This is a genomic window from Legionella jordanis (assembly GCF_900637635.1).
GTDB classification, from domain to species: Bacteria; Pseudomonadota; Gammaproteobacteria; order Legionellales; family Legionellaceae; genus Tatlockia; species Tatlockia jordanis.
Genome location: NZ_LR134383.1, coordinates 1,582,389 through 1,596,256, shown reverse-complemented (window position 1 = coordinate 1,596,256; position 13,868 = coordinate 1,582,389). Strand labels below are relative to the sequence as shown.

The window sequence follows — 13,868 nt, the reverse complement described above, 5'->3', positions numbered from 1 at the left end:
ATACCTTGTCAAAAACAATAAAATTTATTCTTTTTGTTCGAATTATAGATAACTGAGGTCATCTTGAAAGAGAAAATTTTCTATTGGCAAGGCATATTAGGCGATAAAGAATTATTAAGTACTTACGAAGACACAATCAATAAATTGCTAACGGGTAATTATCAAGCGGCAGATTTGGATTTAAAAAAATTATCGGGTCATCGCGTTTACAGTATTCGGGTCAATTCAACTGATAGATTGCTGTTTACAACCATAACTAAAGATAGCAATTCATATTTACTACTTCTGGAAGTCATTAAAAATCATGACTACCAAAAATCACGTTTTTTAAAGTCTTCAGTTCTTTCTCATTATCTCGAGACCCATGCTCAAGCTTTGTGTGAGCAGATAAGGGAAGAACATTTCACTACCCCGGACGAACAGCCAACGCTGAGTAATTTTAAAGAGTCCAGTTTGCATTATGCAGCTGTAGAATTTTATAACCAAAAGTTAATTGAGTTTAATACGGTCCAACAACAGGCGCTAAGCGTTAAAAAACCTCTTCTTATCAGTGGGGCTGCAGGTTCTGGTAAATCTTGTCTGGCATTATCTCTATTGACACGAGCGGTCGAAGAAGCTCCAGAAAAAGCTGAAGAAGCATTTATTTATGTTACCCAGTCAGACCTTCTTGCAAGAAACATGAAAAGCCTTTGGGAACAATCACCTTCTTATCAGCAATTGAATGGCAAGAAAGTACAATTTAAAACCTATACTCAGTTAATGCTGGATTTAGATCCAAAACTTAAAGATAAAACTCTCGTTGACGAGGCCCATTGCTTAAGCTGGTTAAGTGAAAATCTGAAAAAAAACGCAAAGAATTCAAAACAACTTAAAGAATTTTACGCAGCTCTGAGCGAAAGACGAGAAGAAGTGTATCAAGAGTTTCGAATCATTTCAGGCTATAGCAAAGAAGAGTATTTGTCTTTAGGCAATCGTCAGTCTTTGTTTGCCGAACGTTCTCAAAAAGAATGGCTGTTTAATTTGTATCAACTTTACCTGAAACATTTGCAGGGCAATAATCAAGTTCACCCTGAGTTTTACCGCTTTGAGCAAAAGGAACTGTATTCTGTCGTAGTGGTCGATGAATCACAAGATTTCTCCATGTTGCAACTTAAGCAATTGCATCAACTGTCACGAAAATCTGAGATATGTTACTGCATGGACAGTCATCAAAGCTTGAAAGACAATCGTTCGAAACGCCCGCATTTGCTAAACTTTTTACGCTCGGTTGCATTTAATCTGACGCATCTTGTGCTCCCTTTCTCCTACCGTTGCCCTGCAAAGGTGGTAAAAACAGCCAATGCCATGTTAAAGATTAAATTTCAATTGACAGGGGGGTTAGCCGACAAAGATGAACAACAAGAAATCAGTGTGTCTCAGGAAAACCTTGATAATCAGGGAGAGGTGCATTGGTTTTCAAATACTGAACAACTCAAAGATCTTAAACCACTTGCCAATGGAACAAACTTTGCCATCGTTACCTCGAAAGAATTTAAAAACGAAGTGATGGCTTTGTTTAACACCCCTTTGGTCTTCACTCCCGATGAGATCAAAGGATTAGAGTATGACAATGTACTTTGTTTCCGTCTGTTTGATAACCCGCTATGTCACGAAGCAAATGCCAAACTGGCTTCAAACAGCGCGAAAGGGAGGGAGCAAATCCATCGTGCCAAACAGGGAAGCGGTGAAGATAAATACGGTCCTTATTGCAACCAGGTTTTTACTGCTTTTACTCGGGCGATACAGCGTCTGTTCATCTATCAACCTCCAAATCATGGGATACAACTATTAACTTCACAATTGCAGCAAAGCATTGCACAAGAATCCGCTTCAGTATCTACGTTAAGCAATACCACCACCACTGAAGAAGAGGAAAGCAAACAAAATGAGAAATGGCTTTTAGAAGCTCGACGTTTGCTCTTAAGTGGTCATGAAGAGCAGGCAAAAAATATTTATCTCCATAAACTTGGGAAAAATCTATCCTCTTTTGAGCAAGATAAGAAATCTATGCTACACACGAGTTCAGATAGCGCACAAAAGGCAGAACCGGCAAAGACAGAATTAGTCTCTCAGTCCAAAAATTCGACAAGAGCAAGGAAATCTACCGATGCTGTTTCAGAACCAAAAATATCGTCTGGTGAGGCAGACAAAAAGCAGACCGTCACAAGAAGTGAACAGAAAAATCCTCCGACTAAAGAAGGGACAAAAAATTCGCAGATGGCTGTTAGTACTCAGTACGTCACGAATCTATTCGCTAATTTTACCGAACAAAATTTAATCAATCTATTTAAAAATAAAAATCTCGAAAAACTTCTATTTGAAACACCGTTCTATTTAAATGGACCGACTCTCTTTAAGAAAATTCTTTTTAGTTCAGTCTCAGGTAAGGTGTTTCAGCAATTCCTGTTAAAAAATCCTGATCTAGCCAAAAAAATCACAGCCGAGCGGCTTTGTAAAGCAGTGGATGGCGGTGTTTCTGAGCTATTCTGGCTTGTTTATCTGGATAAAAGTGATGTGTTTAAAACCTTGCTTCAGATTAATCCACAGATTGCTCATTCCATTTCTCAAGATGCTTTGTGTCGTCCTTGTAAATTAGTGCATGACACGAATTCTTCGCCTTTATTCTTACTGATAGCTCGTAATGAATTAAGCAATTTGATGGAGTTTAATCCTCAACTGCCTCAGCTGATTACAGCAGAAGCTCTTTATCGTGTAGCCAGCAATACCAAAGACGTTGATGACACCACCCCTTTCTATTGGTTAACAACAACAGCTATAAATCGCACCATTCTTAAAATCATTTACCTGCAAAACCCCGGCCTAGCAAAAGAAATGCGAGTCAAATCCTTGTATCAAGGGGGCAGACGCTCCGCATTTTATTGGTTGGCAGCGACTGCAGACGGTCAGGGCATCTTAAGATTATTATTGGAGTTAAACCCAACGCTTGCAGAGGAAATGTCAGCAACCGAATTGTGCCGTCCAGTCATATCCGGTGAGCCTGATGATAATATCTCTCCTTTTTGCAGGTTGGCTAGTACAGAAGAGGGCAGGGATATTTTATTGCATTTATTGGAGAAAAATCCAAACCTGGCTAGAGAAATTACAGTCAAAGACCTGTGTAGGACATTAACCAAAAAAGCAGGGCCCAGCCAAATTCAATCGCCAATATATTTGTTAGCTTTATCCAATAAAGGGATGGATGTTTTAAATAAATTGTTCAAAATAAACCCCAGTTTAGTACAAGAGATAACCCTGAATGATGTCTTAGGTTTCAAACCGAAGGAAGCCATGATCAATGGTGCTTACCACACCTTATACAACATGAGCAGTTCCGATGAGAGGTGCAAGGTTTTATATAATTTGATTAGTCAAAACCCCAGGATTGCTCAAGATTTAATTGCAGAGCTCTTATACGCGCCTCTGCCTGGAGTCGAGCATACAACATTACGTAATTTGTGCTTTTATGAACACGGTCGAGCTGTGCTTAGGCTATTATTGGCACTTAATCCTGATTTGATAAATACTATTCCTTTTGTGCAATGGTCTCGACCCATCTCTGAATATAAACATGAGCCGGGAGTGCCTGCTATGTATTGGCTCAGTACTACGGATGATGGAATTGACATTTTTTGTACTCTAATTTTTGGAAATGAAAAAATAGCTCAAGCAATTACTCCTGAGTGGTTCGGTAGGCCTGTTAAATTCAATAACACGAATTGTCCATCAATGTTTTATTTATTAAGCTTGAATGAGAAAAGAAGAGAAATTCTTTATACTCTTTTGGAGCAAAATTTAACAATAGTTAAATACCTCTCCACTGAAGCTCTGTACGAATCGGACTTGGATAAAACCCGCACTTTACTCTTTTCTCCATTTTATAAACTGGCTCTTCAACCTGATGGACTGGAATTTCTTAAGATGATAATGGAAGTCAATCCTAATTTGGTGCAGGGCATGACAGCGGAATACTTGTGTAAATACTCTCGACAATCCGAGGAGAAAAAAATTGTACCTATTCTCTACACGATGACTTTTTCCTCAGCTGGCAGAGAAATTCTAAATAGAATATTCGCTGAAAACCTGGCTGTGGCTAAAGGCTTAACGGGTGAAGATCTTTGCAGGCGTTTCCCCAGTTTTTTGGGTGTTCACAATAATCTCTCTCCCCTGTTTAAAATGGCCATGTTCCCCGCCTTGCTTGATAATTTACTCAAACACAACCCCCAACTGGCTGGACAAATTTCGGCAGATGCTTTGTGCGCGCCTCTGCTTGAAGAAAATGATATCCAGAACAGTTCTGCTTTCTATTGGCTGACTACAAGTGTAGAGGGTTTATCCATTCTTGAAAAACTATTAAGCGCTAATCCAAAATTAGCGATGGCAATTCCAGTGGATGCATTGATTCGCACACGAACTCAAAAGGCAGGTCCATATGAAAACTGCACGGCTCTTTATCATTTATTACAAACCAAACAGGGCCGGTCTGTACTGAAATCAATCTTTAGCTTAAATCCCCAACTAGCCAAAGATATTCCAGTGAGCGCGTGGAAATTAAAAGTGGTGAATACGGATGAAGCAGAAAAGATCAGCCCAGTTGAATTATTATCTCCCTATTGGAGTGAGTTCAAAGAGTTGCTGCCTTCAAGTGTTCAGAAAGAAGTAGTGGCTAAAAGATATGGCTTTTTTGACTCAGTTGTTACCGCTGGGGCTCAACGTTCTCCATTAGAGGACTTGGAATCCAGTACAATGTCGTTGAGATAACCATTAAAACAATCCGCTCTCAATAGAAGCTTCCAATTGAAATGTTCTACAATTGGAAGCTCTGAGCTAAAGGGTATTTAGAATTTACGCTTCAAGCCAGCTATTGATAAAACCTTCGTAGAGATTTCCTCAACTGAATAGCGCGTTGAATTCAAATAGGGAATTTTTTCCCGCTGATACATCGACTCAACCTCTTTTACTTCAAGTCGGCATTGCTCTAAAGAAGCGTATTTACTATTAGGTCGGCGCTCAGTACGGATGTGCTGTAGTCTTTCTGGGTCAATCGTTAAACCAAATAGCTTTTGTTTGAAAGGTCTTAAAGAGTCAGGCAATTTGAAAAAAGTAAGATCTTCTTCAGTAAACGGGTAATTTGCAGCCAATACACCGAAATGCAGAGCCATGTAAATGCAGCTTGGCGTTTTACCGCACCGAGATACACCTATTAAAATAATATCGGCTTTATCATAATCACGTATTTTAATGCCGTCGTCATGAGATAAGGCATAATCCACCGCTTCAATCCGCTGGCTATACATCTGACTGTTAGCAACGCCATGAGTTCGGCCAACAGTATAAGAGGATTTTGAATTTAAAGTGTCTTCCAGCGGACCCAGAAAGGTGTGAAATAAATCGAAAATATTGGCTTTCGCTTGTTTGATAGTATTGACAATTTCTGGATTGATAAGGGTGATGAATACTAAGGGCATAACGTTCGTTTCTTCATAGCAAGCATTAATTCTCTCAACCACCATCTGCGCTTTGTCCACTGTGTCCACATAAGGAATGGTTTGTTTTTCAAATTGAATATTTTCAAATTGTGAGATCAAGCTATTGCCTAAATTTTCGGCGGTAATTCCAGTGCCATCGGAAAGCATAAAAACATGACGCTTCATATTTTGAAATCTCCAGTGATTTTGCTAAGTTTACTCAATAATTTATCCCATCCACCAGAACTGATTTGATGAACATTGTCCTGCTTGGAAATTTCTCAGGCTTCTGCTATGGTTTCAAAGTAACTTCAAATCGTGGGAATTAAAGCCGCTGATATTTTTCAGTGAATTATTATACACTTCCCGCACACGCACCTTGGATTGGATTTCTTTTTGCAAGGGATTTGTTAATTCTGAATAGAAGTAAACTATGGAATATGATCGTTTTCAACAAAACCATACATTATTTATAATTGGCATCATAGCTCTGTTAATCAGCTTAAGCCTCTTTGCCTTTAGCTTTTATTTGATGCCCTTTCTTTTATTCAATTGGATTTATGATGTTCCTCAATTTGTTTTAGTATGGCGTGAATGGTTGAGGGATGATTTCCATTTTACTGTTATGGGCGCCTCCTGGATAATTCTTTTATTGCTCATCATTCCTGCTCTTGTTTGCGGCTACATTTCTTATTTTGCCTCAAATTACATTGATAATCGCATTTACCACTTGGTTCCCGAGAAAAAAGAACCTCAACAAAGAGAAAAGATAAAAAGAGACATGCAGGAAACGTTGGTATTTCTGTTAAAAATATTAGGCTTGGTGGTTCTGGTTCTGATCGCAATTTCCGTGCTTCAATGGATTCTTGCAATTCCCCCAGCTGCTGTTTAAGGAGCAATGATGAAGTTTTTAAAACGTTATCGAATTAAACGTCTTACCAAAAAGCTAAAAGCAATGCAACAAAATCGCATTCATAATCAGCCGTCTGATGAGGTTTTAGCTAAAGAGATTGCTTATTATCATGAGCTAAAGGAAATATATCAAAATTTAGTGGGGAATAAAAAATATCCTTTTGCAGCGGATATGGTCCAGGCTTGCCTGCGTGCTGCCGGAGCTTTGGATGATGCCAATGCTCAATACGATTTAGCCAAGACTTTATTGGATGAAGCAAAATTTAGAGAGCGATTGCAGTTGGAAGGCCTTTTTGCAAGCTCCAGCAATGAGCGCCAAATGAAACAGCTTTATGAGGAAGCGCATATTTATTTGCAAAATGCAGAAAAGCTCAGGCATGTATTGGCTAAAAGGCTTCGGGGGTTATGCTACATCAATGGCTGGGGAGTGCCTGCGGACAAAGAAAAAGGATTTGAATTGGTCGTAGCCAGCATTGAGCAAGAAAACAGTTGGGATAGGGTGCCGCAGATTTTTGCTGCCATAGGCTTAAACAAGCCTGAATTCTTTGCTGCAATCATGAAGCGCCGAAAAACTGCTTGATAGGAGCTCTGATTCATACAATTTAGGCAGCAATGACAGCGGTGTTGCATTTCTCCCCTAGTATAAGATGATTATGGTTAGAAGATTTATCAAGTGCTAAGGCACTGTTAATACCATAAGTGTCCAATAAACTCTCGCTATATTATTGCTATAGCTATAGTAGGTATTTTTAAATCATTAGCACACTTATTGATTTAGCCATTAAATTGATTAATTAACTGAAATTCAAATTGATGTTGTATCTATTATGGCTAATGATAAAGAAGTAATTTGGTAAAACTATTATACTATTCGGCATTTCATGCTGGCATCGCAATTTTAATGGGCATTGCACCTTATTTTTGCAGTCCTCCCAAAGAGCAATCCTCTTGCGAAACTGGATGAGTAGCAGTATGAAGTGCTGAGACTGCACCAATAATTTCCTTCTCTTCGTTAGAAACGAGGGGCTTTGTCCCTTCTTTGTCAAGAACATAGGAGCTTAAGATAGAATATTGAGTTATAAGTATTTTGTAAGCGCTGGATTCGTATAATCCAACTTTTTCTACTCCATCTTTATCTTTAAATTTTACTTTTAAGGCTTTATACGCTGAGTTAGCTACTGGAGGTTCCGATAAAAAGAAAGTTAATTTTTTTTTAGGTACAGGCACAACCTCGTTCCTTAACTTGTAAGTAGCAAAAAGTTAGTTGGATATTAACAGCCCTGTTAATATTCCTCAAGAAAGAAGAATTAGCTCTTTAAATACATTTAAACAATTCAAATAATCTTAAACGACCTGCTCTTTAATTAGCATCAGGTAACTATTATCCATTTGTTGATGTGACCCTAAATTCAGTCACTAATAACGCTCAATAACGATTTGTTTTTTTACACAGAGAAATGGGTTCATACGCTTTAAAGTGTGTTAGGTCAGTTGTTTAAAAACAATTGCAAATACCACTGCATGATTTCCTTACCCCAAAAAATTGATATTAGCCCCGCAAAACAGAGATAGGGACCAAAAGGAATGGTGGTTTCCATTGATTTTCGCTGAAATTTTAAATAGCTAAAGCCAATTATTGCGCCGGAGAAAGAGGCGAGTAACAAGATAAGTGGTAATTGCGACCAACCAAACCAGGCTCCAAAAGCAGCAAACAATTTAAAATCACCATTCCCCATACCAATTTTACCGGTTATAAGATAGAACAGCTGAATAAATATCCATAGAGCTAAAAATGCGGCGGCGCTGCTTAACACGGCATCTGGCAAACTGGTAAATAAGGAAAAACTGTTGGCGATAAGGCCCAACCATAGCAAACTCAACGTTAAGCCATCGGGAAGGAGGCCATGCTCCAAATCAATAAAGAATAAACAAATATTTAGGAATATAAACGAAAGGACAAACAGCAGAGTTAAATTAAATCCAAAATGCCAGGCAGCAAACAAAGCCAAGGCAGAGCTCAATCCCTCGACAAGAGGATATCTCCAGGCAATTCGTTCACCGCATTGTTTACAACGCCCTCTAAGAACGATGAAGCTCAGCAAGGGGATGTTATGCCATGCCGAAATTTTATTTTTACAATGCACACAGAACGAACGAGGAAGAAATAAGTTTATTGCAGCTTCTTCCATAGGTTGCAAATTGAAATGCTCGCAGCAATCCTTTTCCAAGTCTTGAAAAAGCATTTTGGGTAAACGATAAATTATAACATTTAGCAAGCTCCCAATAGCCAATGAAAATAAGGCAAGCAAGATATATGCAGCCGGTGAAGGTAAGATTTCAAAGTTCGTCATATTAAATTACTGTACCAAGTCTAAAAATTGGAACATACATGGCCAGCAGTATAATTCCAATAGCCAAACCTATTATTGACATGATGAGGGGCTCCAAAAAAGTATTTAGGCTTTGTATATTAAATTCGATTTCAGCCTTGTAATAGTCAGTCAGCTTTTGAAAACTTTGATCTAATGTTGCCGATTCTTCCGCTATAGCCAACATCTCAATAAGCATTACTGGAAATACATTGCCTTCTTTAAACGCCTCTGACAACGGTTCCCCCTGAGAAATATCTCTAATTATGCCATCAATCACCCGCTTAAAGGTTAAATTTTCAATCGCAGCGGCAGCTAACTGAAGGGCTTCTATCAATGGCAAACCGGATGGCAGGGTAATCGCTAAACTTTGCGTAAGTTGAGCAATAAGCAGCTTACGGCGAAAGGAGCCTAACCAAGGCAATTTTAATTCCCAATAATCGCAACGCTTGCTAAAACCTGGCGAGAATTGCTTCAAAGAACAATAAATTAAAAAAGATATGAAAAAAAATCCAAGAAAATAAAGACCATACAGTCTGCAAAATTCGGACAAAAAAATTATTTGTTTGGTTATGCCCGGCAATTCAGCATGAAACGATTGGAAAATACGAGCAAATTCAGGGATTACAATAATTAACATAGCAATCAAAATTAGAACAGCCATGAAAAATACAGTTAACGGATAGGCGAGGGTTTTTCTAATAGCTCTTTTCGTCTCCATAATTTTTTCTTGATAATGAGCAAGGTGTTGGAGTGTCATGGCCAGTGCTCCTGCTTTTTCACCCGCATTAAGCAAACCACAGTAAAGATCATTAAAACAATTGCCTTGCTTTGCGAGAGATTCTGACAAGTTGTAACCGCTTTCCAAATCTTTTTGAATGGAAATGAGTAAGGTTTTCATGGCTGGTTTGATTTGTCCTTTTTGCATAATTCTAAGACTCGCCAACAAGGGAATTCCCGCTTGCAGTAAAGTAGCCAACTGTTGGCTGAAGACTGCGCTATCCTTTAAATGTATGTTTAGCCATAAAAAATATTTTTTTGAGAGTTTTGTAACTGCAATTTCTTGCTGAAATAATTGATATTTGGCCTCTAAGGCATTTTGTGCCTTAATCCACCCCTGACACCTGTTTCCTGATTTGTCCCATCCACGCCAACGATAATTGTTAATCTTGCTTGTTTTATTCATTGTTGCACCGCTACTCGTCTTATTTCTTCAAAGCTTGTTAATCCAGCCTTTATTTTTTCCAGTCCTGACTCAAACAGAGTTATCATGCCTTCCTTTTGAGCTTGCTTATGGATCTCTACTGAGGTTCCTCCTGATACCATGAGTTCGGCAATCGATGCAGATAGGGGCATTACTTCAAATAAGCCAATGCGGCCATGGTATCCTTGATTACACTGGTTGCAGCCGACTGCACGATAAATAGCAGTTTGCAGGTGTTTACCGATATTTTGGGGCCATTCAGAAAGAGCCCGATAAGAAACCTTGCAGTGATCACAAAGACGCCTCGCAAGCCTCTGGGCAACAATTAAACTCACCGAATTGGCGATATTGAAGTTTGAAATCCCTAGCGTATTAAGACGTGTCAAACTTTCTGCAGCACTATTGGTATGCAGTGTTGAAAAGACTAAATGTCCGGTTTGAGCTGCTTTCATCGCAATTTCCGCTGTTTCAAAATCGCGGATTTCGCCAATCATGATGATGTCTGGGTCTTGGCGTAATAGGGCACGTAAAATGCTGGCGAATGTCAGACCTGCCTTGGCATGCACTTGCACTTGGTTTATTCCATACATTTTTAATTCGACTGGATCCTCAGCCGTAGAGATGTTTTTATCTTCGCAATTTAATTGATGTAAGGCGCTGTAAAGCGTTACGGTTTTACCGCTTCCAGTTGGCCCTGTGACTAAAATCATTCCTTGTGGTTTTTGAATTGCCTCTAGAAAATTTTGTTTTTGCACTGCGTTAAACCCCAATTCTTCAACAGGGATCTTTGGAGTTTTTTGATCAAGAATACGAATTACCATTTTCTCCCCGTGGATGGTAGGGCAGATGCTAATTCGAAAATCAACCGTTTCTTCATTGCCTTCATACTCTAGCTGAAAGCGGCCATCTTGGGGGACGCGCTTTTCAGAAATATCAAGATTAGCAAGGATTTTGATACGCCCGAGCAATTTTTGCGCTAAATCCCGAGTATATTTCCCAACTTCAACTAAAATGCCGTCATAGCGGCAACGAATTCTTAAAATTTCCTCATAAAGTTCAAAATGTATATCGGAAGCTTTTTTTCTGACAGCATCGATAAGAAGCTGATCTAGAAACTGAATCACTGATGCATCCTGGTTCAAACCAAACTCATTCAATTTATTTTGAATTTCTAAGTGATTATTTCTTTTTAAGATCTGGTGTTTGAGCCATTTATCTAATTTATCCGTTTCCACGATCACTGGAATAAAATCATGACAACTTGTAAATCGAAGTTCACTAAGAAGTGAGGGGCTAACCGGGCTGTCACTTGCCAGAATAAGATGTGATTTATGGGCAATAGGCAGCAATCGATGTTGAACCATCAACTCAAAATCAATGAATTGCTCTGATAGGTCTTTCAGTTGAATTTCATCCAGATCTATATAAGTCAAGCCGAAATGTTCTGATATTAATAAAGCCAACTGTTTTGCGGAAACGGACTTGGTATTAATTAAATACTGTAAGAGTGTGCAGCCCGATGTTGGGGCATCACATTGATAATGGATAAGTTCATCCTCAGTCAACAGATTACATTGAATGAAGAGGTGAGCAATGGACTCAAAATCTTGTTCTTGTTTATTGTATTCCATATTAGGACTTTGCTGCGGTTCCAAGCACACTATAACTTAAAACCAAAACCTCCGCAGCACAAAAATGTCAATGTGCTAAAATTAATATAGAAGATAAAAAAATATTGTAGAAACAAGGAGGAGAAGACATGTTAGAGCATGGTGAACGTATTGCAAATCCGCCACGTTACTATTGTCAACCTTCCTCTATCTTGGCTGATGGAGAATTGACGGTAGAAGAGCAAATTATTGCTTTAAAAAACTGGCGTGATGATATCAATTTAAGATTGATTGCTGCTGAAGAAAATATGGGTAGTGGGACTTCCGATGTTACGCTTGTATCAGAAATTGATAATTTGCTCTGCTTTCTAGAAAGCACAGAAACCGATAAAATTTGATTGTTTTAAGCAGAGACCTCTTCGGGGTCTCTATCTTGCTGGTTGCTATAACTATATGGTACAAAAGATCATTTGTTCCAATTGAGTCATAACTTGTCGGTTGATCAAAAAAACAAATTTGAAGCTCTTCGAGACTGGTTTGCCAACCATCAAGGTCTTCATGTTGGGCAGGCTTTTCTTAAGGAGATTTCGCCTCTTTCAGAATTTCTCTATGGAGATACACTCTTACAACTGGGGACTTGTGCTAATAATCCCTGGCTTGATGTATTACACTATCGCTATAAGTGGATAGCAAGTCCTTATTCGGCCCCCACAAGTAATATTGTGACATCTTTTAACGCCATGCCCTTAGATAGACACAGCATCGATTGCATCATCGCCCCTTTGACTTTGCAAGCTTTCACTCATCAAATCAATCCAATTGATGAATTAGACAGAATTTTAAAGCCCATGGGTTATATTCTTTTTCTTGGCATCAATCCTTTAAGCCTGTGGAACTTATTCATGCACGTAGGGCGCCACTCTTGTTTTGGTGCTGCTTCACCGAACTCCATGTCATTTTACTTTATCAAAAGAGCCATGCAGCATAGGGGTTACATTCAATGCAGCTTATCCAGTTTTTATTTTATTCCACCTGTTTACAGTGAAACCTGGATTCATCGTCTTGAGTTTCTCAATGAAGTAGGCAAAATGATGTGGCCTTACCCGGCTGGTTTTTATTGTTTGTTGATGCAAAAATACGAAAAGGCTCATACGGATTTTTTGCCTGAAATTCTCGAGGATGAATTATTGGAACGAGAACAGCTGCCGGTACAAACCATCTGCCCACATGATCGCTCTCAGTCCTGATTAGTAAAATGAACCGATTTTTGTGGATGAGCAGCTAATTGCTGCAATTATACAAAGAGCTTTGCTATACTATGGCCGGCTTTACTTTTGGGTTTGTCTCATGTCAAAAAAATCACTCTTTCGAATTACCTTCGCAAATCAGGATGCGATTTACGAAATTTATGCGCGTAAGGTTTGTGAAAGTGAAATGTTCGGATTCTTGGAAGTTGAAGATTTTGTCTTCGGTGAACACACGTCATTAGTGGTTGATCCTTCTGAAGAGCGTTTAAAGGTGGAATTTAATAGTGTGAAGCGGACTTACATCCCCATGCATGCCATTTTCCGCATTGATGAAGTCGATAAAGAAGGGATTGCAAAGGTTCATGATAAAGTAAGGGATGACAGTAAAGTCAGTATGTTTCCTTTACCCAGCAAACGTAAAGATTAATTCTTAACTTTAGGAATTTTAATGTCTATCCCAAACAAAATTAAAGAAGTTTACGAGAAATCAACTTGTCTGTTTACAACCAAAGAGGTTGAGGCTGCTTTAGATCGTATGGCAATTAATATTCATGAACGCCTGCACGATAAAAATCCTGTTATTTTGTGCGTCATGATAGGGGGCATGGTACCAATGGGAAATTTACTGCCCCGATTGGATTTTCCATTAGAGGTTGACTACGTCCATGCGACTCGATATCGCGGCGAAATTAAAGGTGGGAATTTGCACTGGAAAGTAAAACCAAGCGCAAATTTACAAGGTAGAACGGTATTGGTCGTCGATGACATACTCGATGGCGGAGTTACCTTGGCTGCAATTATAGAAGAAATCAAAACCATGGGCGCCAGTGAAGTGTATAGCGCCGTTTTAGTGGATAAACATCATAAGCGAGTACCCAATGGCTTGAAAGAAGCTGATTTTGTCGGTTTGCGAGTTGATGACCATTATATTTTTGGTTACGGCATGGACTACAATGAATACCTACGTAACGCTCCTGGCATTTTTGTTGTGGCCCCTGAACACGAATAATGCGGGATGTCTT

Annotated in this window: 12 protein-coding genes; 7 read left to right on the top strand and 5 right to left on the bottom strand. The window is 39.0% G+C overall.

Going from position 1 to position 13,868, the window contains the following annotated elements:
- Positions 1-63: 63 nt before the first annotated feature.
- The gene (locus EL203_RS07070; RefSeq protein ID WP_058470984.1) at positions 64-4,797 is read left to right on the top strand and encodes a DNA/RNA helicase domain-containing protein; all 4,734 of its coding nucleotides are present in this window, start codon (positions 64-66) and stop codon (positions 4,795-4,797) included.
- A 77-nt stretch (positions 4,798-4,874) separates the two neighbouring features.
- Here EL203_RS07070 and ppsR read toward each other — a convergent pair whose 3' ends face one another.
- Entirely contained in the window at positions 4,875-5,690 is an 816-nt protein-coding gene (gene ppsR / locus EL203_RS07065) for a posphoenolpyruvate synthetase regulatory kinase/phosphorylase PpsR (protein ID WP_058470985.1), read from the bottom strand.
- Between the two features lie 247 nt (positions 5,691-5,937).
- Between ppsR and EL203_RS07060 the strand changes: the two genes are divergently transcribed.
- Complete coding sequence (locus EL203_RS07060) at positions 5,938-6,396, top strand: hypothetical protein (protein WP_058470986.1); 459 nt, start codon at positions 5,938-5,940, stop codon at positions 6,394-6,396.
- Between the two features lie 9 nt (positions 6,397-6,405).
- Positions 6,406-6,996, top strand: coding sequence for an SEL1-like repeat protein (locus tag EL203_RS07055; protein ID WP_058470987.1), 591 nt, complete (start codon positions 6,406-6,408; stop codon positions 6,994-6,996).
- Between the two features lie 335 nt (positions 6,997-7,331).
- Here EL203_RS07055 and EL203_RS07050 read toward each other — a convergent pair whose 3' ends face one another.
- From EL203_RS07050 to EL203_RS07035, 4 genes are all read right to left on the bottom strand, one after another.
- Positions 7,332-7,643: a hypothetical protein gene (locus EL203_RS07050; RefSeq protein ID WP_058470988.1), complete on the bottom strand. Its 312-nt coding sequence runs from the start codon at positions 7,641-7,643 to the stop codon at positions 7,332-7,334.
- Between the two features lie 260 nt (positions 7,644-7,903).
- Positions 7,904-8,767: a prepilin peptidase gene (locus EL203_RS07045; protein WP_058470989.1), complete on the bottom strand. Its 864-nt coding sequence runs from the start codon at positions 8,765-8,767 to the stop codon at positions 7,904-7,906.
- Between the two features lies 1 nt (position 8,768).
- Positions 8,769-9,971: a type II secretion system F family protein gene (locus EL203_RS07040; RefSeq protein ID WP_058470990.1), complete on the bottom strand. Its 1,203-nt coding sequence runs from the start codon at positions 9,969-9,971 to the stop codon at positions 8,769-8,771.
- Positions 9,968-11,620, bottom strand: a complete 1,653-nt coding sequence (locus EL203_RS07035; protein WP_058470991.1) for a GspE/PulE family protein — start codon at positions 11,618-11,620, stop codon at positions 9,968-9,970. The genes EL203_RS07040 and EL203_RS07035 overlap by 4 nt, the downstream gene beginning before the upstream one ends.
- Positions 11,621-11,748: 128 nt before the next feature.
- Here EL203_RS07035 and EL203_RS07030 point away from each other — a divergent pair, with 128 nt between their 5' ends.
- The 4 genes from EL203_RS07030 to EL203_RS07015 all read left to right on the top strand — a co-directional run bounded on the left by EL203_RS07030 (position 11,749) and on the right by EL203_RS07015 (position 13,855).
- Entirely contained in the window at positions 11,749-11,997 is a 249-nt protein-coding gene (locus EL203_RS07030) for a hypothetical protein (protein WP_058470992.1), read from the top strand.
- 93 nt (positions 11,998-12,090) lie between these two features.
- Entirely contained in the window at positions 12,091-12,846 is a 756-nt protein-coding gene (locus tag EL203_RS07025) for a methyltransferase domain-containing protein (RefSeq protein ID WP_058470993.1), read from the top strand.
- A 100-nt stretch (positions 12,847-12,946) separates the two neighbouring features.
- A complete protein-coding gene (locus EL203_RS07020; RefSeq protein WP_058472202.1) occupies positions 12,947-13,273 on the top strand; it encodes a DUF1820 family protein in 327 nt (108 codons plus the stop codon).
- Positions 13,274-13,294: 21 nt separating this feature from the next.
- Positions 13,295-13,855, top strand: coding sequence for a hypoxanthine-guanine phosphoribosyltransferase (locus EL203_RS07015; RefSeq protein ID WP_058470994.1), 561 nt, complete (start codon positions 13,295-13,297; stop codon positions 13,853-13,855).
- Positions 13,856-13,868 lie beyond the last annotated feature (13 nt).

What these genes read in the sequence shown, in the direction of transcription:
- ppsR (WP_058470985.1), bottom strand. Translation starts at nt 5,690, where the DNA reads ATGAAGCGTCATGTTTTTATGCTTTCCGATGGCACTGGAATTACCGCC.
- EL203_RS07060 (WP_058470986.1), top strand. Translation starts at nt 5,938, where the DNA reads ATGGAATATGATCGTTTTCAACAAAACCATACATTATTTATAATTGGC.
- EL203_RS07055 (WP_058470987.1), top strand. Translation starts at nt 6,406, where the DNA reads ATGAAGTTTTTAAAACGTTATCGAATTAAACGTCTTACCAAAAAGCTA.
- EL203_RS07045 (WP_058470989.1), bottom strand. Translation starts at nt 8,767, where the DNA reads ATGACGAACTTTGAAATCTTACCTTCACCGGCTGCATATATCTTGCTT.
- EL203_RS07040 (WP_058470990.1), bottom strand. Translation starts at nt 9,971, where the DNA reads ATGAATAAAACAAGCAAGATTAACAATTATCGTTGGCGTGGATGGGAC.
- EL203_RS07035 (WP_058470991.1), bottom strand. Translation starts at nt 11,620, where the DNA reads ATGGAATACAATAAACAAGAACAAGATTTTGAGTCCATTGCTCACCTC.
- EL203_RS07030 (WP_058470992.1), top strand. Translation starts at nt 11,749, where the DNA reads ATGTTAGAGCATGGTGAACGTATTGCAAATCCGCCACGTTACTATTGT.
- EL203_RS07020 (WP_058472202.1), top strand. Translation starts at nt 12,947, where the DNA reads ATGTCAAAAAAATCACTCTTTCGAATTACCTTCGCAAATCAGGATGCG.
- EL203_RS07015 (WP_058470994.1), top strand. Translation starts at nt 13,295, where the DNA reads ATGTCTATCCCAAACAAAATTAAAGAAGTTTACGAGAAATCAACTTGT.